The sequence below is a fragment of the Campylobacter concisus genome (genome assembly GCF_003049085.1).
Classification (GTDB): Bacteria; Campylobacterota; Campylobacteria; order Campylobacterales; family Campylobacteraceae; genus Campylobacter_A; species Campylobacter_A concisus_H.
Genome location: NZ_PIQX01000007.1, coordinates 1 through 19,517, shown reverse-complemented (window position 1 = coordinate 19,517; position 19,517 = coordinate 1). Strand labels below are relative to the sequence as shown.

The following is a 19,517-nucleotide window of genomic DNA, read 5'->3' as shown; positions in this document are numbered from 1 at the left end:
TATGGAAACTTTTAAAATTTACGTTTGTAGTCCCTACTCAGTATTTGGGAACGATAAGAAAAAGGCAAGAGAGGTAGCCATCAAGGCGCTAGCAGAAGCCAACGAGTATTTTAACGGCGATGAGAAGTATGAGCTATTTAGCCCAGTTTTAAGCAACTCCGCCTATAGAAATTTAAGCTACCCAGAGGTTATGGCGATCTGCCTAAAACAGCTTGATAGTTGTGGCGCAATATTTATACCTAGTGAAAAAACTTGTGATCCAGACATCACTCAAAGCTCAAAAGGTATTTTGATGGAGATGAACCACGCTTTACTAAACGACTATGCGATTTACGATCCGGGCGCGCTGTTCGGGGCGATTGAAATATAGGATAATAAATGACTACAGCAGAGCTAAAAGACGCAGCCATCTTTGTGATGGCTTATTCGTTTTTAAAGATGGATAGCACGCAAGATCTAGGGCTTTTCATTAATAAAAAGGCGAGCAAATTTATAGATGAGCTGATTGAGATTATGTCGCCTATTGTGCAGCACTACTATGCTTTTAAAGAGCGTATAGAGCTTCAGATAACAGCCCTTGAAAACAAGGCCAGCATTTGCAAAAGTGATTTTAGCACCACAGCACCACAACTTGCTTGTGACCTGCTCTATCTAAAATTTGCACCAAACAACCGTAAAGGGCAGAGATTAGCACCCATGCTGGCGGAATTTTACGCTTGCAATAAAGATAAGATAGCGTATATTCTAAACAAAAGTTACGACACGAAATACAGCAAGGAAGCCGAGGACAGCCAGAACCTAGCGTATTTTTACATTGAAAATATTTAAAGGATAAAAAATGACGACGCAAGAAATGATCGAAGTAATGCAAGCTTACGATAAAGGCGAGACAATAGAGGTTAAACTTTTTGGAGAAACCACTTGGGAAACATCGATTACCCCCACTTGGGATTGGCAGCTTAATGACTATCGTATAAAGCCCAAAATACAAAAATCAGAGGGCACCGGTTTAATGATTTGGAAACGAAGCGAAGGCGAGCCGCTACATCCCAAAAGTCATTTTTACCAAAGCTCATACATAAAAAGAGAAAGAAACGTAGACGATTATGTCTATTGCGACGACATCCTTTGGTATTGGGAGTATAAAGACGAAGACGGCTTTTGGCATAAAACGGATTATCGTGCAACGAGAGCCGAGATAGTAGAAAAGTTATCAAATTTTAGCGACTTTAGCCCTCTTTACGCGCTTGGCTTTAGACTACCATAAAAACTAAAGGATAAAAAATGACACCACTTTTACCTATAACAGATCCTATCACGACTAAGCAGGCTTGCGAGCTTTTAAAGTGCAACGCCGTGACCTTATGGCGCTACGTCAGAGATGGTAAATTTAAAAAGTATGCCATCACTCGCAAAAATGTCCTCTACTCCACAAGCGAGATCATGGCATTTCTTGAAGCCTCAGTAGTCTCATCGCCTAGGGTTTAAAGGACTTTGGCTAAAATAATGAGAAAAGGACAAAGCAAAAGGAGAAGCGATGAGCGAGGAAAATATCGTTAAACGAGTATGCAAAGAGTTAAATTTAACCCAAAGAGAGCTAGCGGAGATTATCAAGGTAAATTCAGGCACGCCGGCACAGTGGGTAACAAAGGGTGAAGTTCCGCCAACATATCAGTATCTTTTAGAACTCATGTTAGAAAACAAACGCCTAAAAGAAAAAATTGCAAAGCTAGCTACCTTCAAGGAATTGCTAAACGAAATTTAGAGCAACGGAAATTCCGTCGCTCTAAAATCCAAATAAACTTTTTATAAAAAAATATTATTTACAATAAAAAAATAATTGACTTATATTATTTAAAATAGTATAATTCTTTTAAAATATGATTTTAAATCAATTCTTGAAAGGATTTTACTATGAATGCATTAGAGAAAAAAGATAGTTCTCAAGTCGAAATTTTAAATTTCCAAACATTTACTACTGATTACGTCGCCAAACGCTATGGCACTTCCGTAACCAATATTAGAGATCATAAACGAGAACATGCCGACGAAATTTTTGAAAATATACATTTTATTGAGGAGACAAATAAATTTAGTAAGCCAGTCATCAAATGGACACTTCGAGGTATCATCAAGCTAGGTATGTTTATCCGCTCTAAAGAGGCTAAAAATTTCCGCTCATGGGCAGAGGCTGAGCTTGAAAAGTCATTGAAAAAGTTAGAGGACGAGCTAAAGGCTTCTCGTGAGCTAGGTGAGAAGATCAAGCTCTTAGAGAGTAGCTCGGATGAGAAGTATAGAGAAATTTACGATCTACGCTCTAAGCTAAAGTTTGAAAAGAAAATGAGCGAGGCAAGATATGAAGCCATGCAAGATCTAAGAGACAAACTAAACAAAAAGACCACTCCAGAGCTAGAAGAGCTACGAAGTAGGACGAGATTTTTAGAAGAGGAGCTAGAGCGCATAAACAAGCAGATACCAAACGGCGATGATCTTGATTATTACCGTTCGCTCGAGAGCAAGGTAGAAGCACTGCAGCAAGAGCTATACGACAAAGAGCATGAAAACTTTGACCTACAAAGCGAGAAGTGGGGTTATATGCAAGGTCAAGGTAAGATCATAAACGACATAGTAGCTAAGCTTGAAACCATCTACGCTGCAAGTAAGACCGTGCAAGATGAGCTATTTTACTATATATCAGCCCTTAAAAAGAGTGCAAACGAACCCATAAAATACCACCAGCTACCAACTATAAAGGCAAAAAGTGATGAAAGATAAAAAATTATATAGAAGCGAGCAGGCGATGAAAGATAAAAATCCTTTTAAAAATGAGCTCTTAATGGCTCTAAACACATATGATACAAATGAGATCATAGCTAGGCTAAGAAGCGTGCTAGACCAGCTTGCTCCAAATGAGCGAAATGTCTTTATCGTGCCAGTACTTATAACGCAAATTTGTGATAATGATGGATGCGTGATAGTTAATGGCAACAGCCAGATAGGCGACGGCAATATCCAAAACAATGCAGGAAGGGCACTATGATAGTATATATGATCTTTAGCGCCGTCCTCCTTGGTGCTGGTGTGGTTATAGGGCTTATGCTCTCAAATCTCAAAGAGCTAAAACCCTTCATAGAGAAGATATCTTTTTAAAGTGCAGGGCTTATGTTCTTAAAAATTTATAAGAACTAAAGCCCTAGCCTGCCCGTCCTGCAAGGCTTTATCGCCGTAGCGACCTTTTTACACTCGCCCCTTAACCTGCCCTGCTCACAAGCTCCAAAGCTGACTAAACTCACTCCTCTACCAATAAGCTCCAATACTGCCACAATTTGCTGCAATCATCTTTTTCACACTATCCTCTGCCACAAACTCGTCCCTGCCATAAGCTCCAACGCTGGCGCGTCCAAGCGGCTGGCTTGTCAAAGAATTTTTTACTTATTTTTTATCAGCAGATTAGATAAAAGTGCGTGTTTTTAGATATTGTCACCATTTTAACCGCTCACAATATGAAAAAAGTTTGAAAAATTTTAAAATTTTTAGTGTGACTGTAGTATTGTATGGCGCGAGCCAAGTGGGTTCATAGCCCCCCCCTATCAAAGATTTTATGGCCAGCTTTGATCTAGCAAGCAGCTCGCACGCACCAACCAACGCACACACGCCAGCCAAGCCAACATAGCTAGCACGCCCACACAAAGACCACTAGGCACATTAATTGCTTCGTAATTTTTCGTAATGTCCTAACCACAAGTGAGAAACAATCCACAAATTCCCACGCATTTCGCTCAAAGCTAATGCGCCCAAGCATTCCGCATCATCATGCTATCAAACCACACAATCGCAACTGTAAAAGAAATTTTGACAGTTGAGATTTTGCACTTTCACGCTATTAAATAGCACAACAAAAATACCAAAGCCAATGCACCAAGCCAATAATCCATAAATTTCTATCCAAAGCTCACGCATCCAAGTATCACACACCACACCAAAGCTTAAAAAACAAAACTAATCTATCTTTCAAAAAGCCGCTCTAACCTTAAACAAAATTACTATTTTTCATAAAAAATTAGCCAAATTTGCCCACTCTAACCTTAAACAACTTTTCTTTACTACACGAAAAAGCCGTATTTTAGGCACTTTATTATTTTTAGTATTGAAAAGTATAATTTTCATGACTAAATTTTCAAGCCATTTTTTGACCATTTTTGCCAAACTAACCTTAAGCCATTTTTCTCAAAAACAGACACGATTAGCGTGCAAATTTTTATTTTTTACGCAGTAAATATCCGGCCAAAATAGACGCCATACACCAAAAATAGCGACGGCCTATGCATAATAAAGCTACAAACAAGCCAAATCCACACCGACCACACATCAAAAAGCCACAAAATACACACCAAAAGCCACCAAGTATGTAAAAATGGGCTGGGATTACTCTCAAAAACTCACACACTCACCCCACCCCGACAAGCCATCTCATTACTTGCTTTGGCCGCTACTGGTGTTCGAACTTACGCCACTACTCCTAAGAAAAAAAGCCAAACCGCACCGAGCACCTTGTGTCGCAGCTCGCCTACTGTAATAGTTCCATGATGACCATTTACTAATCACATGGTAGTTAAGGCAAAACAAAACCTTAACCTAAACACAGGTCGAATCAGTTTGAATAAAAAATTGATAAAATTGCAGAATAATAAAAGACAAAGGTTAAACATGCAGTCAAAAGAGCTTAATGAGCTTTTTTCAGAAGATAGACTAAAAGCATACACTAGTGATGATGAGCATAGAGCAAATCTACTGCTTATTGGCCAGCTAGCACCAAAACTTGGCATCATCGAAATCATTACAAGAAATAAAACAGCACAAATTTTAGGAAACATGGATAGCGTTTTCATATCACGCCAAACATTTGGTTATTGGTGTAGAGTGATAGACCAAAACAAAATACACAACGATCTACTCGATCTACGTGGATTAAATTTATCAAAATACTCTAAATTTAATCGGCAAAGCAAAAGCACTATGCTAAATTATAAAAAAGTAAAGATATGTTATTCGCTACTTCTGACCATTAGGAATAGGGCTTTACATTGGGAAAATCTATATAAGCTAAACACCGATGGCACACCGCGTATATCAACCAACTTAGATGGCATAGTAGTAGGCGTAGACCCTGAAAATTTAAAGCTTTTTATAAATGATATTTTATGCTGTTTTAATGAAGATTTAAAGGGATATCTTGAGTGAGGGCTTTAAAGCGCCCCCGGTGAATTGTAGGTTAATTATAACCGAAATCTTATTAAAAGTAAAGGAGCACCCTTTACTCCGGAAATTTGATCTTAGAGCTTCCAAAAGAACCGCCACTTTGCCTGCTTTGACGCAAAAGCCCTATGTCTAGCTTCACACCATCAGCACTTGCAGCGTCTTTTATACGCTTAAATTTAGCCTCCGCCCTCGCCTTAGCCTCGCGCAGATCTGCAACACTTAGTTTTGCGACCCTTTCATTGTGAGCTTTTGCCTTTGCCACCTTCTCTTCATCTTTTGAGTTTGGTATTTTTACAGGTACGAGTTCTTCATACTCTTTTCGCGCCTTTTTTAGCTCCTTGCCGTACTCTTTTTCTTTATTAAACCTTCTTACACCAACGCCCCTTGCTATTATGCCACCATATCCTAGATCATCCTTATTGTAGTCTTTAGGTGCCACATCTAGCCCCGTGACGTCGGCAGTTGCCTGCGCTCCTAGCTGCTGTCCATAGCGGCCAAGAGGAGAGATTGGCGGGAAGTAGCTTTTTGTTAGCTCTAGCAACCTTTTTGTCATCTTTACAGCATTAGGATCATCATCACTTTCTATCTTATAGCCTAGCGTACTTTTACCACTTGCTATATTCATAGCTCCTCCGACAAAACCTCCGTTAAACTCTAGTTTGTCAAATCCATCAAACCTAAAGCCAGGCACCAAACGCCCGGAGTTAAAATACCAGTTTGTATTACCAACTCTCATCCAGCTTTTTACGCCTACCAAGTTTGGCAGTGCACCACTTTCAGCCCACTCCGGCTTTGCTAGGTTATCTCGCTCATTATCAGCACCCAGCCATGCGCTGCCGCCGCTATAAGCCAGCACGGCTTGCATCATCAAAAATCTATCCGGACGCTTTAGCGCGGCCTTTACGACCATCGGAGTTGATTTTACAGCATAGTGCAAAAATGGCTGAACCCCTGTTTTGTCAAGCATTTTTAGAGTGCCATTGAAGTGAGTAGAATAATCAACATATGAATACTGTGCATCTTTCATCGCAGCCTTTAGCTCATCTGCACTAAAATTGCTAAAGTCATTTACGTCAAAGCCCTTGTCTTTGGCAATAATTTCAAGATTTTTCTTAAACCTGGCTATTTTAAATACCTTATCCTCCATCGAGTAAAGATATCTAGCTTTCTCACCACTCCAGCTTCCCTCAGCCATATACGCCTCTTTTAGTGCCCAGGTTAAGATATTGCCTTTTGACTCACTTTGCAAAGGCTTTACCAGACCTTCAAGGTCATTTAAATGACTATCAAGCCCTAGCGAGTTAGCGAGATTCTCCCACCTTTTAAACTGCCTATCTCCTCTCAATGCAGCAGCAGTTATCTTCATAGCCTCGTTAAAGTCACCATGCAAAAACGCTAGAGCCATATTTGAGCCAAAGTTATATAAGTGTGTAAAAGGATTTTTTACAGTCACATTTACCTTGATGTGATCGATCAGTTTAAAATACATATTGTTAAATTTCGCCATCTCACGACCCAGCATCTCAGCCTCTGCTAGAGCGTTAGCGACGTCTTCTGGGACGTATTTGCCAGCTAGTGCACCATACTTTTTGATGCCACCGCCCACACTCTCATCAGACATCCTCACCCACTTTAGCCCATCAGCCCCCTCAGGTGGCGTATCTTTAGCAAATTTATCCGCAAAAAGCTTTAGAGTTTGAGCCTTAAGGAGTTGCTTTTTTTGCTCTAGGATCGTGTTTGTCACCGCAAAAGCTGCATCATCCTCGATCTGTCTTAACTGCTTTTGCTCCCAGCTCATCTGCTTTCTAGCAAAAAATTTGCTTTGCCTTAGCGACTTTGCGATACGGCTATTTTCCTTTGCTTCATCCATATGCTTTTTATAGTAGTGTTTGATGTAGTCTTTGATGACATTTTTTGACTCAAGCGCACCAGCATCCACCAGAGCTTGCGCCCCATCATCGATAGTTTTACGCACCTTTTCATATAGTGGCCTTACATATTCCGGCAGTTCGCTAGGATTCATCTCACCATCTAGCGCCTTAAACATCGCCTTTCTATTTTCTAGGCTTAGTTTGCCAAGATACTCTTTAAACTGCCCAGCTTGAGTATATATAGCAGCTGTTGTTCTATGATATTCTCCTAGCAGATCGTCTATATCTTTAGCATGCTCTCTAATATCTAATAACTTGCCAGCAAATGGTATGTTTTGATCAGCCCACTTTGCAGCTTTATCAAGCCCAAGGCTTGCCTTATCAAAAACATCATCAACCTTTAGCGCCCAACGGTCTAGTAGCTTATTTGATCTTTTTTGGATCTCTTTTAATGGACATTTTTCACTCATTTTTTACTCCTAACACAAGCTTAGTCCGTCTTTTATATTTCCATCTTTGTCTAGGTTTTTAGCTTTAAACTCTTCAAATTTAGCTACAGCCACCTTGTCTCCACTCTGAGCTGCTTTTTTTAGCTTGTTTAGCTCGGCAGTCTTTAGTATTGCCTCTTTTTTGATAGGATCTAGCTCATTAAAGTATGCTGCCTTTACTTCAAAGCTCATATTTTTTAGCCTTGCTCTATCTCCTACATCGGCTAACTCCTGAAGTGCGTTCTCTTTTATAGGTATACTATCTATTTGAGACTTTGCGTATGCGTCTACTCTTATATTTCCATCTTCTGCTATATCTATAAAAAATCTCTTTTTATCTCCATCTTTACCTATCTTGTCAAAGTAAATTTTACTATCGCTGATTACTTTAAAGTCTGCATTTTTTATATCGTTTTTTAGGACAGAGAGTTGCTTATCACTCAAATTTATGCTTTTACCTAGTTCTTTCGTAGTTATTTCTTTGGAGCTAAATTTGTTTAGCAAGCTATTTTTGAAATTTACGTCGTTAAAGCTCTCTTTATTCATCGTAGCTATACTCTCGTCTAGCTCTTTTTCAACGTTTGGATGCTCGCTTTTTATCTCTTCTATCTTGCGACTGTAGCTTATGCCGTCCTCTTTGCTTACGATCGTTTCGTTTGGATTTACGTCAAAGGTTTCGTGCGGGTGCGCTTTACCGTCTAAATTTAGCCTACTTTCGACATTTCTAGCCTCGGCCTCGCCGTGTATTTTTCTATAAGTCTCTCGTATATCTTGGAGACGTATTTTTTTATCTATTTCAAATAGTTTTTTGCTCAAATCGTCTCTAAGTACCGAGAGTTCCATATATGCTTTTTCTCTATTGTCGATAGCTCTAAATAATTCTTTTGCATATTCATACTCTCTTGCGTCCTGCGGAATTTCGCTGTAGCGCATTCTCATATGTTGAGCCTCTAGCGATAAATTGCTCAAGGTTTTATCTATGCCCTTAAGCTCTTGCTCATATTTTCGCCCCTCTTTTCCAAGCAAATAGCTGCGCGCCTCAGCCATATTCCCGCCCCTAGCAAAATCTTCTATCTCCTGGATAGCGTGCTGCACCTCGTGCATAAGCGTCGATTTGTCGCCAAGATCCCTTAGTCCTATTTCGTTCTTTGCAGGGCTATAATATCCCTCTTTCCCAGATTTATAGATATTAGGACTATCGCTAAAATTTCCATCATTTTTGACGTGCTTGATTTGATTACTACGAAAAACTATAACGTGCGGATACTTAGCTGCTCCGTCCAAATCGTCCATTACTATCCCATCGTATCCTTTTTGCTCTAAAAACTTTTTAAAAGCTCCACTTTGACTTTCGGGATAAAGCTCGGTATCTATCCCAAGCTTCTCAGCTTCGTCTAGTAAATTTTTAGCTTTTTGACTATACGGAAAAGATAGATCAATGGGGTTTTTGACGTTGAGATAAACTTGATAAATTTTACCATCTTGTTTAAACTCTACCGCAGTGCTTTTGCTTTGATTAAACCAAAACCCGTAGCCACTTTTATCAAACTTATCTTTAAACTCCGTTATATCTTTAGCTTGACTTCCGTGATAAAACACCTTTGGACTTCCGTCAGCGTTTTTGGTAATCGGCGCACTATCCTTGTGCCACTGCCTCAAATTTACGTCATATTTAACCTCTGGGTTGCGAAACTCCATAGGTTTTTTAAGATTTCTATTAGAGTAGAAGGATATAATCGTCTCTGGATGGGATGCGGAGATCCCATCTGTTTTTTCATATACTACAACTCTAAATTTCTCACCTTCTTTATTAGCCCATTCATAGATCCTACCGCCATGCTCGTCTATAAAAGGCTCTTTATATTTTTGCAGATACTCTCTTATATTTTTACCGATATTTAAAAGCTCACTTTGTGTTATTGCACCTTGCGCCTCTGGTTCTAAATGTTTTTTTATATGTATCGCTCCACCTTTTTTGCTAGAGCCTTTTTCAAACATCAAAGCATCATCTATCTTTTCTAGATCACGCCTTACCAAAGTAGCACTCTTATCGTTATAAGCTACATTATATATCCCTCGCTTTTCTTTTTGTGCCGTATTTTTTACACTAAGAGCTGCGCCGTCTGGTATATCATCACCTATCTTTTTAACGCTAATATCCTTTAGCTCCGGATATGCTTTAAATAGCTCTTCATGCTCTAGTAGCTCACCTAGCTTTCCGCCACTTTTAAAATTTGGATTTAGCCTTGCCTTGCTGTTTCCTATCTCAAATTTCCAAGCACCGTCTTTATCCTTAAACCACCCAGTCTTTTGCCAAATTTCTACCTCGTCTGCGCCCTTTTCAAGCATTGCTTTAGCTTGATCTAGTTTGCCAACGTTTGCAGTGATGGCCTTTTCTCCCGCAAAAGAATTTATGCTTATGTCTTTACCATTTGAATAGAGCTTGCCTAGAAGTTTAGGATTACCTTTTGCCATTTGAGGCATCTTTTTAGCTACACCCAAGATCTTATTATAAAGCTTTGGTGTCATCTTTTTTGTGGCTATTGCCACTGCTTTACTGCCTGCAAGCCCTGCTAAAAATCCAGCTGCAAATCTATCTGGATTAAAGTTTCCATCTTCATCGATAGAATTTAGTGTGCCACCAACCAAACCACTTGCTATGTGAGAGTTAGCATTGATATTTCTGTCACCTTTTGGATTATATAGACTTCCAAATTCTCGCTCAAAGTCTTCCATATCAGCATATTCACTCCCTTTTTTATACTCATAGCCTAGTGCATCACTGCTTTCAAGATCAGATTTTAGTTTATTAAAAGTAGCCTCATCCATCTTGCCAGCTCTTATCTTTGCGACGTCAGCTTTTGTAGTTAAAAAATCAGCCTTATAGTTTTTTTCATAACCTGCTGGAGTTAGTTTATACTCCCAGCCGCCAACTCCGTCGTTGCTTTCAATGGTTCTGTCAGTTATCCTACTTTTTCCATGCCTTGCATCTTTAGATAATACATTTTCTCTGTCGCTTAAGAATTTATCAACATCATATTCATTTGCAAGCTTTTTATACTCTTCTTGCGTTTGCCCTACATGTCCTCTTATCTCATTATCGCCGCTTCCTTGTTCTTCCACCATTTGCTTGCTTGCAGCTGTGGCATCAGTATCGCCATCTGTTTTAAAGGCTGGTTGCTGCTCCATTTGCTCATCGCTCTGGGCTGTCCGCTTTGTCTGGCTAGTGCTTGAAGTATTGCGTCCGCCTTTGCGTAATATTTCCTCATCGTCTCCTTGTCGTTCTCCTGTTCGGCTTGCATTATCGCCGATATCAGAAACGCTATTTGATAATCCGTTATTTTTTGCTTCTTCATTGACAAAACCACCCCCTACTTCATCTCTATCTCTGATCTCGTTAGCTATTTGTGCTTGAATTTTATTCTCATACACTTGGGCCACTTTTGAATTTGCATAGTCTTTGGCAATGTTTATATCTTTATTTATGTATGCTTGTGTAAAGGCCTGCGCACTCTCATCACTAAAACCTCTTTGTTTTAGCCTTGTGGCATAAATTTCTGGAGTATAAGCCTGTGCTGCAATATCTTTTTCAAGTGCATAAAATATCCCTTGTCCAGCAAGTCTAGCATCAACATCCGATCCGTCGTTATAGGCTCTAGTATAGTTTATCTCATCTACACTTGGCTTAAATTTAGCATTGATTAGCTCCCTAGTCGCACTTGGCGACATACCTTGTTTTTGATACTCGCTAATTGCTTTTTGCGTATCTGCGTATCTTATAGCTGATTGCTCTCTTGCATTATTTATACTAGCTTGTGCGGTCTGTATCCTTTCACCATAAGCTTTAGCATAGTCTCTTTGGATCTCAAAGTTTTTAAATTTAACTATATCTGCATAAGTGTCTGCATCCGTCCAGTCGCTTTTTTCTTTGCCTTGCATAGCCTCTTTTACTACTTTTTTAGCCGTATCTTCATCAAGCCCAGCCCCTTTGAAGGCAAATTCCCTAGCAGTCATCGTCTGAGCCTCTTTTAACTCAGCACCCACACTATCTCCACTAGCACTATTGCCGCTATCCAAAAACTCGCTATTTTGAGCATTGTCTATTGCATCAGCCTCATTTGCCACCCTACTTGCTTGACGCTTTGCTATGAGCTTACTAATACCACTTACTCCATACTCCATCAAAGGCCCCAGGATCGCTCCGCCTACTGCACCAGCAACTACTCCTTCACCTACATCTCTATCTCCACCGTATGCCGAAACGCCACCTGCAGTAGCTCCAGTTCCAGCATAGTAAAGAATCTTTTTCCCCCATTTTGCAGAGCTACCCAAAGGTATAAAATTTATTGGATCTATAAAACCGCCAACCAAACCACCTGCCAAGCCTGCGACGTTCCATTCTCCTGGATGAGCTTGTGCCCATCTTTCATCAGCCTTATCTATTCGCTTGATTTCTTTATCTGCATACTCACTAAGACTACTTTTTGTCTTTTGCTCAAATTTAGCTTTTTCGTCTCCACTTATTTTTTTGTTTAGATAGTTTTCTATATCTTTGCCATAGTCGTTAAATTTAGAATAGGCATTAGCTGTCTCCAAAACGGCCTTTTTGGTGTCATCCCAACCACGCCTTATCCATCCGCGACTAGCGTCATCATTCATCTGCTCTATTTCATGATCGCTCATATTTTCGTATGCACCTTGTGCTGCGACACTCTCATTTATACCTCTATCTATTAGGCTTTGTTTTTTGGTTTCATATTCTTTTCTAGCCAAGTCTCTTATAGCCAGAGGACTAAACCCAAGCCCTTCAAGCTTTTTTATATTATCATCGCCCAAAAATTCTCTTGCGGTCATTATAATGCTCCATCTAGCAAATAATCTTTTGCAAAATTTTGATTTTTTGCACTACGCTCCCGATATAGTCTATTACTCTCCGCTAAATCGCCAGTTTGTTCCCATAGCTTTTTGCGTGCTTCTTTACGCAAAAGCTCTGGCGACATCGCATCTATTTTTGCTTTTCGCTCGTTTCTATCCTTAGTGAGCTTATTTACAGCAGCAGCTGGGGCGTAAAATCTACCGTCATTGCCTTGTCTTACTCTTCCCGTCGGATACAAAAATTTAGCCGTCGGTTCGTCTACTACGACCTCCGTATCGCTTCCCCCCTGCTCACGCCTAATCGCCGTACGTACGTCTCCGAAATTATTTACCTCTTTGTCGCTGAGCTTAACCCAGTCGTCGCCAAATTTATCTTTTAGCTCGTCTTTTAAAATTTCGCGGTAATAATTCGCCTTTTGCGAACCGCCCGTCTCTTCGCCACCTCTTTGGGTTAAGTATTTATAGTAACCATCCAAAGATTTGGCTTTGTACATATCCACAGCCCTATCCGCATTAGCTTTTAGAATATCCATACTTAGTTTGTATTTATCAAACTCCTGCTCTTTGCCGAATTTATCCTTATTCCACGCTAGTTCGTCGGCCTTAGCCTTCATCTCTTCGGCGTGCGAGTTTTTTCTAAAATTTAGCTCATCGTTTCTAAAGAGCTTTTCCTCTTGATATCTCTTATTTTCATCATCTAACTTCTGGCGATTTAGACCTATATCTGCTATATCCTTTACACCATTTGCAACAGCACCAAGAGCTGCAGCATACCCAGCCTTAGGACTTAGCGGACTTAATTCTGGACGTCTTAAAAACTCTATATTAAAGTAGCCCATTCTTCTTTTTCTCCTCTTCTTCCTTATCACTCATGCCAGCTGCTGATCTAGCCCAACCTTGCTCTAAATTTTGCTGCATCTGCTTTTGGCGTGCTTTCTCATCTTTTAAAATTTGCAGATTTAGATTGTAGTTTTTCATGGCTAGATCATTTTGCTTTTTAGCTTGCCTGCCTTGCTCTACCGCACTCCATATCCCAGCACCAGCACCAAGTAACGACCCAAATGCTTTTAGTCCATCTGCATTTTGGCTAGCCTTATCTCCTAAATTTTTTAAAAAATCCCACATTTCTTAGCTCCTTTTTTAATGATATTATTACTAAGACATTTCCTAAAAAACATATATTTTTACTATCCCATAGCTCCGCCACTAGCACTATTTCTACCAGCGCCGTTTCTATCATGCGAGCTATTTCTACCAGCATTGCCATGTTTTTCTGCCTGTCTTTGTCTACTTTTTTCACTACGGCTCATACCTGAAGAGCTACCACTAGAACTACCATGTTTCTCAGCTTGCCTTTGCTTGCTCTTATCGCTACGACTCATCTTTGAAGCTTTATCAAGATCCCTGGCCATACTCCTAGCCATACCCAAAGCACTATCTCTTTCTTTCTTGTTTAGTCCCTTTTCTTTACCACTTACTAGATTGTCGCCAACTTGACCTATATACATTCCAAATTTAGTTTTTATGCCAGCTATTTGCCCAGTTCTTTGATAGCTCTCTTTATCATATGCCAAATCTTTTGTTGGCACACCACCAAACATAGATTTTACTCCATCCAAAAAAGACAAAGGTGCTTCATATATCCCATGACCTATCTCGTTAAACCCCGCTATATCACCACCAAAACCATAGCTTATATCAAGACCACTAGCTACTTCAAAGGCTTCATCTAAAACAGAGCCTAGTACCATACTAAGCCCTAGCGTAGCAAATCCAGCTTGCAGTCCTAAAGCTTTACCCAAAAGCCCTGCGGCCACATCTGCAATTTTTGCAGTTGAGACTTGACTTACGACATCTGCTACAACAGCACCACTTACCTTTCCATCATAAGCCCATCCGGCAACTATCGCACCAATAACTCCAAATTTGGTATATGCTATATTTTGCAAAGTCTGTTTAAAAAAGCCCTTTTGCCTTTGCTCTACTAACTCTCTAAGGAAATTTTCATCAGTAGCAGTTCTTTTACTAATAGACCCATTATCCGTAGCAAAACCTATCTTGCCACCGCTTTTTTCGTGTAGCCTATTAGCTAGCTTTACTATCTTTTCAGTATCTTCACTTATCTCATCATATATCTCTTTTTCTCGCCTCTTTTCATCAGCTGTTTTATAAAAGATTATTTGCATAGGCATCAGGGCAAACTCAACAAAATCCTCATTGAGCTCCATCATAGACGAGATCTTATCTACAAAAAAAGGTAAAAAGATAGAAGTGTAATTTATATTAGAAGCCCTACCGATTACGTAAGCAGCACTGGCAGCAAAAGTGTTAGCATAAAGTTCTCCACCAGCTAGATAGCTAAATGCATCATCTGGTTCTTTGTTTGTTATGTTTAATTCATCATCAAAGGCAATAAACTGGCTCATTTTACCAGCCTCGCTTTGCTTCGCTTAGAAATGCCCTTTGGGTCGCGTTGCTCATTTTATTTTAGGTAAATTAAAATTTTTTACCTTTTTAATATTTATACCAGCTCTTTTGATAATCTCGTCGATTATATTAAAGAGATACTCAAACATATCAGAAGGTACGCTAAGATTTCCATTAGAGACATTTTGCATAAAATCACCAGTCATCATGCCAGCCTTTATTATTCTATTGTCATTTATCTGCTCTTTTATGGCCACTTGTTGCTCTTCAGCTAGCTTAGTTTCGGCCTTTGTTTTTTCAGTTTGAGCTCTTGTAAGCTCTATTTGCATCTGTAAATTTTGTTTATCAAGCTCCAGCCTATCTCTAAGTCCTTGGTTTTTGAGCTCCAAAGCTTCAAGCTCTTTTTCTAGCGTCAAAGCCTTGGTTGCAACATCACCGGCTGCATCCATTGCTTTTGTTGTAAAGGCAATCGTCATCTCAGCCATAAGCGAGGTTATAAATTTAGCCCTAGCGTCATCTGTTATTTGAAAGTTATCAAACTCGCTTTTTATATGAGCTAAAGCCTTTTGATATATCGAGCGCTCGCCAGTGCTACTTGCCAAAATGGCTTCAAAATTTTCTACAAAATTATCTTTATAATTGATCGCACTCATGCTAATCCCTTTCTTATTCTGTCTAATTTATTTATTTTTAACTTCTGTACATTTACCTCTTCTTGTAAACCACCAACAGCCGTCTTAATACCATTATTTTCTATATCACTTATCCTACTAGATAGCCTATTTATAGCGTTATAAAGATCACCGAATGTGCTATCGTAAGACAAAACCTTACTTTTTAGATCATCTATTTGTGTCTGTTGTCTTTTTATTTTTTCATCTAATTCTTCAATAGTCATACTGCCTCCGCCCTTCTTCTCCAGCCATTAGCATAGACTCTCAATTTTGGATTTTGTTTAATTAGCATGTTATAGTGTTCAAGCTCCGCTCTATCAAACTCTTTATCAAATTTCTCTTCATCAACTTTATTTATAGCAGCCAAGCTTATCTCACCCATTATGCCGTCATCTACTACACCAGCTATTCGTTGTGCGACTCTTATGGCAGGTTTTGTATCGGCATTTACACCAAATATAAACATTTCATTGGCCTTTAGCTGACTATTAATTTCACCAAGCCTCATCCTATCCCAATACTTTTGCTTGTAAAATTTCCAAACTTCATCACGAAGATCCTTGTTATCAAACAGCACCCTTGATATTTTTTCAGTATCACCACCATAAGCTAACGCAGCAAGTATTTCATTCCAACCTTTCCAACTTGAATGATACTTTTGATATATCCCCATAAATGTCCATTCACGCTCGGTAGGATTTTTGTGTAAAGCTTTTTCAGGGCGACTAAACTCTAAACTCATTAAAATTTGAAAAGCGTTGTTAAAATCTGCCATATTCACTCCTTGTGTTAATCTTTTTAAGATTTTTTAACACATTGCTTTGACGTGTTAAAATTTTCATCAAATACCCCATCGCTAGCATCGCTTACGCGATATGCTTCGCTCACTCGCTTGCGCACGGACAACGAGCAGTCGTCCTCTAAAGGCGCTCACTCCCCCATAACTCTACTCCATACGGTGCATCTAGTGCGCTGTGCTTGCATGCCTTGCAATATTTCACTGTTTGTCATCACCAAACTCCTCATGTTTAAAACTTCCGCCGTAGTCGTCATAGCCATCGTATCTCCTTCCAGCTTTGCTTGATACAAAGTCTCTAACGAATATCAGTGCCTCACTTCCCATCCAAGCACCCACACCACAAATCGCAAAACTCACGTGTTCGTCCTTAGCAAAAAAGTAAGCTATCTCATAAACTACATATGCACTAAAACAGCCATCCCACGTTCGTTTGAGTAAAATTTTTATACCTCCACCACCATTTTTTATAAAAGCGGTGATAGAGCCTGCACAACCTATGATTAATACATAAAATAAATAATGTAATTCCACGGCTATGCTCTAAAGATACTAATTATCTTTGCCGGGCTCAATAGAACATTTACTACACCCTGAGTGATGGCCAACGCTGTGAGCTTCATTTCTTCATTGTAAAAAATATTGCCGTAAAGGCGGTACAGGGCGACACTAAACACTACCATAAACAAACCACCAAGTAACAGCACCAAACAGCGCCTAATTTTGCTTTTTGCTTTTGGCAGTAGCTTAATCTCACTCATTTTTTCTCCCCTCCCCATTTTTGCTTAGGTTGCGGAACATTTGCATGCACACATTGTCTTAGAAGATCTTCGCAGGCTTTAAAATACTCTGCTATCTTTTTTTGATTATCTGGATCACTCCTATCTCGCTCTGGTTTTTGTGGCATTTCGTCAACGCAAGATACTGTGATATATACATCTTGATATTCTGTTTGCTTAATAATTTGTGGCTCTTTACTCGCGCAACCTGAAAATAAAAATATAGCGATAAGAAAAAGCGTGATCTTAACGTGCCAGCTCATCAAATATCCTTTCGCAACGCTCCAGCTTCTCTTCGCAGCTTTGCGTAACCAGTGGCTTGATACCATCAAATTTGCTCCTAGCTTTTTCTTGTGTCTTTTTTACATCAGGTTTTTTTATTTCAAGCTCTTTAAATTTAGCATTTTGCAGCTCGATCTTTACGTTACACGCCTCGAGGTTTGCTTTTACAACCGCACTAATTGCCTCTTTTAATGCCAGCTCGTTTTGTGTTTCCTTTAGCTCAGCCTTAGCGTCTTTAATGCCACCTTTTAGACTATAAATTTCAGCTCCAAGTCCTAGCATTACACCTATTAACCCGCCAATTACGATTAGCCAAAGTTTATTTGCGATTAAAAAATTCATTCTACTAGCACCCAGTCAGTAGCAAGAACATCCGTTTGGCTAGCAAGCCACGGCACGATCTTATCATCAGCCGTCTTCATATCGATGTGAGGGCAGCAATCAATCTCCTCCCCCTCACCAAAGATAGATAAAAGTGGTTCGCAATTTGCTATAAATTTAGATACTTCGACTAAAAATAAAAATATCCCTTTACCATTCCAACCTTTGCGAGCTACCTTTTTACCCTGTTTTAAAAAATGTATTGCGGAGCCAAAATCAAACCCGTCAGAGATATTTTGATAGGCAGCTTCAAAAAGGTTTTTAGGCGACCACGAGATGTAGCCGTCAAAATTTGGATGATTTTTCTTGCTATCAGCATACTCTATGAGATAGCCCTCATCATTTGGATTTTCATCCGTAGGCACTTCCCAACCACGTAGCTTGTTGTATTCTCCACGATTCATTGGCATCGCTTTAATCTCTTTCATTCCTATGTACTTTTGCATTGAGTCTCCTTTGTTTGATAAAATTTATAAAAATACAGCCGTCAATAGACGGTAACTATGGCTACCAAATTCTTTATGGATAGCTTCGCTATTTAACCATTTTAAACGGATTTACACACCAAACACTTTTAAGCACTTTCTTGTCATCTGCTTCAAGATATGTGTTTTTGTTATCTTCATTCATTCCACATATATCCATAAGCTTCCAGCCGAGATATATCCTGCAATAAAACTTAGATTTGCCATATCTTATTTCTTTGTAATAACCAAACCGCTCACGTCCATCTTTAAGTCTGCAAGTCACTAGGCACTGAGTGCTTTTTACTCCTTTGTTTTCTGTAGCTAGAGTATCGCCTACGTTTTTAACACTGCTTGCATCTATGTCTTCAACCCTGACGCCTAGATACTTCGCGCTAAAGTTTCCTATCCTATTGCGATAGAGCCAACAAAGTCTAGCCCAATAAGTTTTATTTTTGCCGTTTGGGGAATGCTCGTTTTTCCAGCCATCATCGCCATTTATCCCATAGTCGTTCTCATCAAACCACGCCGCCCATTTAGGCAAATTCTCGCTTTTCTCATCGCAGGCTAGTAAAGCGATAGGCACTATGATAAAATGCAGTATTTCGATAGGTAACTCAATAGCTACATTTTTAAGAATTTGTAGTTTTTGCTTTTGGTTTAGCTTCATCTTTTACCTCGCTTTGATATTTAGGGCACTTAGGGCACTCGCTCCAAGTGCAATTCCCATCTTTAAGCTTGCTCGCACACACATCACATCTTTTTACTCTTACTCTCACTTCAGCTCCTCTCTTTGAATTATTAATTCCTTATACTCCGCTCTTAAATTTTCAAGCACGGCGTTATTACCGATAATCAAAGCATGCCTAATATGATTCTCGCACTCACTTATATCAGCTTCAATTTCAGCTAGTTGCTCGTCTTTCTCGTCTACCTTTGGCTCTTTGCTTAGCCCTTTTTCTTGCCCTAGTTCGGTTATTGTTACGGCGTTATTATCATTGTCGTAATAAATTTCGCCTCGCTCGTCTTTGATTTGCTCCCACTTGCCATTAGTAAAAACATTTGCATAACCAGCTTTTGGCTCTTTCGGTGCGATCTGTGTTGCATTTGGCGGCATTAGGTAGATCGTTTCGCCCTTGCTACTTGCTAGCGGGTCTATTTGAGCTTCTGCCTCGTATAGATATTCATTATTTTTGGTGTCATAAATATAAATTTTCATAA

Annotated in this window: 25 protein-coding genes; 8 read left to right on the top strand and 17 right to left on the bottom strand. The window is 39.5% G+C overall.

From position 1 onward, the window contains the following. Position 1: 1 nt before the first annotated feature. The 7 genes from CVT13_RS08430 to CVT13_RS08400 all read left to right on the top strand — a co-directional run bounded on the left by CVT13_RS08430 (position 2) and on the right by CVT13_RS08400 (position 3,040). Entirely contained in the window at positions 2 to 370 is a 369-nt protein-coding gene (locus CVT13_RS08430; RefSeq protein WP_107812258.1) for a hypothetical protein, read from the top strand. Positions 371 to 378: 8 nt separating this feature from the next. Continuing rightward, entirely contained in the window at positions 379 to 828 is a 450-nt protein-coding gene (locus CVT13_RS08425; RefSeq protein ID WP_107812257.1) for a hypothetical protein, read from the top strand. A 10-nt stretch (positions 829 to 838) separates the two neighbouring features. After that, positions 839 to 1,267, top strand: coding sequence for a hypothetical protein (locus CVT13_RS08420; RefSeq protein WP_072595431.1), 429 nt, complete (start codon positions 839 to 841; stop codon positions 1,265 to 1,267). 17 nt (positions 1,268 to 1,284) lie between these two features. Continuing rightward, positions 1,285 to 1,488, top strand: coding sequence for a helix-turn-helix domain-containing protein (locus tag CVT13_RS08415; protein ID WP_087586368.1), 204 nt, complete (start codon positions 1,285 to 1,287; stop codon positions 1,486 to 1,488). A 49-nt stretch (positions 1,489 to 1,537) separates the two neighbouring features. Beyond that, on the top strand, positions 1,538 to 1,765 hold the full coding sequence (locus tag CVT13_RS08410) for a helix-turn-helix domain-containing protein (RefSeq protein WP_107812256.1): 228 nt from the start codon (positions 1,538 to 1,540) through the stop codon (positions 1,763 to 1,765). 149 nt (positions 1,766 to 1,914) lie between these two features. Then, positions 1,915 to 2,775 carry a hypothetical protein gene (locus CVT13_RS08405; RefSeq protein WP_107812255.1) on the top strand — a complete coding sequence of 287 codons (861 nt, stop codon included), beginning with the start codon at positions 1,915 to 1,917 and terminating at the stop codon, positions 2,773 to 2,775. Further along, a complete protein-coding gene (locus tag CVT13_RS08400) occupies positions 2,765 to 3,040 on the top strand; it encodes a hypothetical protein (protein WP_107812254.1) in 276 nt (91 codons plus the stop codon). The genes CVT13_RS08405 and CVT13_RS08400 overlap by 11 nt, the downstream gene beginning before the upstream one ends. A 257-nt stretch (positions 3,041 to 3,297) precedes the next feature. Here the strand turns inward: CVT13_RS08400 and CVT13_RS10560 are convergent, their stop codons facing one another. Continuing rightward, positions 3,298 to 3,420 (bottom strand): hypothetical protein, encoded by a 123-nt coding sequence (locus tag CVT13_RS10560; RefSeq protein WP_265094428.1) that lies wholly within the window; start codon positions 3,418 to 3,420, stop codon positions 3,298 to 3,300. 1,287 nt (positions 3,421 to 4,707) lie between these two features. Between CVT13_RS10560 and CVT13_RS08395 the strand changes: the two genes are divergently transcribed. Beyond that, complete coding sequence (locus tag CVT13_RS08395; protein ID WP_107812253.1) at positions 4,708 to 5,241, top strand: ATPase; 534 nt, start codon at positions 4,708 to 4,710, stop codon at positions 5,239 to 5,241. Positions 5,242 to 5,314: 73 nt separating this feature from the next. Here the strand turns inward: CVT13_RS08395 and CVT13_RS08390 are convergent, their stop codons facing one another. The 16 genes from CVT13_RS08390 to CVT13_RS08315 form a co-directional block, all read right to left on the bottom strand. After that, positions 5,315 to 7,600: a hypothetical protein gene (locus CVT13_RS08390; RefSeq protein ID WP_107812252.1), complete on the bottom strand. Its 2,286-nt coding sequence runs from the start codon at positions 7,598 to 7,600 to the stop codon at positions 5,315 to 5,317. A gap of 9 nt (positions 7,601 to 7,609) precedes the next feature. Next, entirely contained in the window at positions 7,610 to 12,472 is a 4,863-nt protein-coding gene (locus tag CVT13_RS10215) for an LPD23 domain-containing protein (RefSeq protein WP_159071114.1), read from the bottom strand. After that, a complete protein-coding gene (locus CVT13_RS08375) occupies positions 12,472 to 13,332 on the bottom strand; it encodes a hypothetical protein (RefSeq protein ID WP_107812251.1) in 861 nt (286 codons plus the stop codon). Before CVT13_RS08375 ends, CVT13_RS10215 begins: the two co-directional genes overlap by 1 nt. Further along, positions 13,319 to 13,618, bottom strand: a complete 300-nt coding sequence (locus CVT13_RS08370) for a hypothetical protein (protein ID WP_072595426.1) — start codon at positions 13,616 to 13,618, stop codon at positions 13,319 to 13,321. The genes CVT13_RS08375 and CVT13_RS08370 overlap by 14 nt, the downstream gene beginning before the upstream one ends. Positions 13,619 to 13,680: 62 nt before the next feature. Continuing rightward, a complete protein-coding gene (locus CVT13_RS08365; RefSeq protein WP_107812250.1) occupies positions 13,681 to 14,919 on the bottom strand; it encodes a hypothetical protein in 1,239 nt (412 codons plus the stop codon). A gap of 51 nt (positions 14,920 to 14,970) precedes the next feature. After that, positions 14,971 to 15,573, bottom strand: coding sequence for a hypothetical protein (locus CVT13_RS08360; protein WP_103604957.1), 603 nt, complete (start codon positions 15,571 to 15,573; stop codon positions 14,971 to 14,973). After that, complete coding sequence (locus CVT13_RS08355) at positions 15,570 to 15,818, bottom strand: hypothetical protein (protein ID WP_107812249.1); 249 nt, start codon at positions 15,816 to 15,818, stop codon at positions 15,570 to 15,572. Before CVT13_RS08355 ends, CVT13_RS08360 begins: the two co-directional genes overlap by 4 nt. Next, positions 15,815 to 16,369, bottom strand: coding sequence for a glycosyl hydrolase 108 family protein (locus tag CVT13_RS08350; RefSeq protein ID WP_107812248.1), 555 nt, complete (start codon positions 16,367 to 16,369; stop codon positions 15,815 to 15,817). Before CVT13_RS08350 ends, CVT13_RS08355 begins: the two co-directional genes overlap by 4 nt. Positions 16,370 to 16,591: 222 nt before the next feature. Beyond that, positions 16,592 to 16,924, bottom strand: a complete 333-nt coding sequence (locus CVT13_RS08345) for a hypothetical protein (protein WP_107812247.1) — start codon at positions 16,922 to 16,924, stop codon at positions 16,592 to 16,594. Between the two features lie 2 nt (positions 16,925 to 16,926). Further along, complete coding sequence (locus CVT13_RS08340; RefSeq protein WP_035142478.1) at positions 16,927 to 17,151, bottom strand: hypothetical protein; 225 nt, start codon at positions 17,149 to 17,151, stop codon at positions 16,927 to 16,929. After that, entirely contained in the window at positions 17,148 to 17,432 is a 285-nt protein-coding gene (locus tag CVT13_RS08335) for a hypothetical protein (RefSeq protein ID WP_107812246.1), read from the bottom strand. The genes CVT13_RS08340 and CVT13_RS08335 overlap by 4 nt, the downstream gene beginning before the upstream one ends. Further along, positions 17,416 to 17,793 (bottom strand): hypothetical protein, encoded by a 378-nt coding sequence (locus tag CVT13_RS08330; RefSeq protein ID WP_107812245.1) that lies wholly within the window; start codon positions 17,791 to 17,793, stop codon positions 17,416 to 17,418. The genes CVT13_RS08335 and CVT13_RS08330 overlap by 17 nt, the downstream gene beginning before the upstream one ends. Then, entirely contained in the window at positions 17,790 to 18,278 is a 489-nt protein-coding gene (locus CVT13_RS08325) for a DUF2829 domain-containing protein (RefSeq protein ID WP_107812244.1), read from the bottom strand. Before CVT13_RS08325 ends, CVT13_RS08330 begins: the two co-directional genes overlap by 4 nt. Positions 18,279 to 18,366: 88 nt before the next feature. Continuing rightward, positions 18,367 to 18,966 carry a hypothetical protein gene (locus CVT13_RS08320; RefSeq protein ID WP_107812243.1) on the bottom strand — a complete coding sequence of 200 codons (600 nt, stop codon included), beginning with the start codon at positions 18,964 to 18,966 and terminating at the stop codon, positions 18,367 to 18,369. Further along, on the bottom strand, positions 18,929 to 19,075 hold the full coding sequence (locus CVT13_RS10305) for a hypothetical protein (protein WP_199907290.1): 147 nt from the start codon (positions 19,073 to 19,075) through the stop codon (positions 18,929 to 18,931). The genes CVT13_RS08320 and CVT13_RS10305 overlap by 38 nt, the downstream gene beginning before the upstream one ends. Next, the coding region (locus CVT13_RS08315) for a hypothetical protein (RefSeq protein ID WP_107812242.1) at positions 19,072 to 19,517 on the bottom strand (446 nt) is incomplete at its 5' end. The genes CVT13_RS08315 and CVT13_RS10305, both read right to left, overlap by 4 nt.

What these genes read in the sequence shown, in the direction of transcription:
- CVT13_RS08410 (WP_107812256.1), top strand. Translation starts at nt 1,538, where the DNA reads ATGAGCGAGGAAAATATCGTTAAACGAGTATGCAAAGAGTTAAATTTA.
- CVT13_RS08325 (WP_107812244.1), bottom strand. Translation starts at nt 18,278, where the DNA reads ATGCAAAAGTACATAGGAATGAAAGAGATTAAAGCGATGCCAATGAAT.
- CVT13_RS08360 (WP_103604957.1), bottom strand. Translation starts at nt 15,573, where the DNA reads ATGAGTGCGATCAATTATAAAGATAATTTTGTAGAAAATTTTGAAGCC.
- CVT13_RS08420 (WP_072595431.1), top strand. Translation starts at nt 839, where the DNA reads ATGACGACGCAAGAAATGATCGAAGTAATGCAAGCTTACGATAAAGGC.
- CVT13_RS10215 (WP_159071114.1), bottom strand. Translation starts at nt 12,472, where the DNA reads ATGACCGCAAGAGAATTTTTGGGCGATGATAATATAAAAAAGCTTGAA.
- CVT13_RS08390 (WP_107812252.1), bottom strand. Translation starts at nt 7,600, where the DNA reads ATGAGTGAAAAATGTCCATTAAAAGAGATCCAAAAAAGATCAAATAAG.
- CVT13_RS08395 (WP_107812253.1), top strand. Translation starts at nt 4,708, where the DNA reads ATGCAGTCAAAAGAGCTTAATGAGCTTTTTTCAGAAGATAGACTAAAA.
- CVT13_RS08375 (WP_107812251.1), bottom strand. Translation starts at nt 13,332, where the DNA reads ATGGGCTACTTTAATATAGAGTTTTTAAGACGTCCAGAATTAAGTCCG.
- CVT13_RS08415 (WP_087586368.1), top strand. Translation starts at nt 1,285, where the DNA reads ATGACACCACTTTTACCTATAACAGATCCTATCACGACTAAGCAGGCT.
- CVT13_RS08330 (WP_107812245.1), bottom strand. Translation starts at nt 17,793, where the DNA reads ATGAATTTTTTAATCGCAAATAAACTTTGGCTAATCGTAATTGGCGGG.
- CVT13_RS08425 (WP_107812257.1), top strand. Translation starts at nt 379, where the DNA reads ATGACTACAGCAGAGCTAAAAGACGCAGCCATCTTTGTGATGGCTTAT.
- CVT13_RS08365 (WP_107812250.1), bottom strand. Translation starts at nt 14,919, where the DNA reads ATGAGCCAGTTTATTGCCTTTGATGATGAATTAAACATAACAAACAAA.
- CVT13_RS08340 (WP_035142478.1), bottom strand. Translation starts at nt 17,151, where the DNA reads ATGAGTGAGATTAAGCTACTGCCAAAAGCAAAAAGCAAAATTAGGCGC.
- CVT13_RS08350 (WP_107812248.1), bottom strand. Translation starts at nt 16,369, where the DNA reads ATGGCAGATTTTAACAACGCTTTTCAAATTTTAATGAGTTTAGAGTTT.
- CVT13_RS08370 (WP_072595426.1), bottom strand. Translation starts at nt 13,618, where the DNA reads ATGTGGGATTTTTTAAAAAATTTAGGAGATAAGGCTAGCCAAAATGCA.
- CVT13_RS08320 (WP_107812243.1), bottom strand. Translation starts at nt 18,966, where the DNA reads ATGAAGCTAAACCAAAAGCAAAAACTACAAATTCTTAAAAATGTAGCT.
- CVT13_RS08355 (WP_107812249.1), bottom strand. Translation starts at nt 15,818, where the DNA reads ATGACTATTGAAGAATTAGATGAAAAAATAAAAAGACAACAGACACAA.
- CVT13_RS08335 (WP_107812246.1), bottom strand. Translation starts at nt 17,432, where the DNA reads ATGAGCTGGCACGTTAAGATCACGCTTTTTCTTATCGCTATATTTTTA.
- CVT13_RS08430 (WP_107812258.1), top strand. Translation starts at nt 2, where the DNA reads ATGGAAACTTTTAAAATTTACGTTTGTAGTCCCTACTCAGTATTTGGG.
- CVT13_RS08400 (WP_107812254.1), top strand. Translation starts at nt 2,765, where the DNA reads ATGAAAGATAAAAAATTATATAGAAGCGAGCAGGCGATGAAAGATAAA.
- CVT13_RS08405 (WP_107812255.1), top strand. Translation starts at nt 1,915, where the DNA reads ATGAATGCATTAGAGAAAAAAGATAGTTCTCAAGTCGAAATTTTAAAT.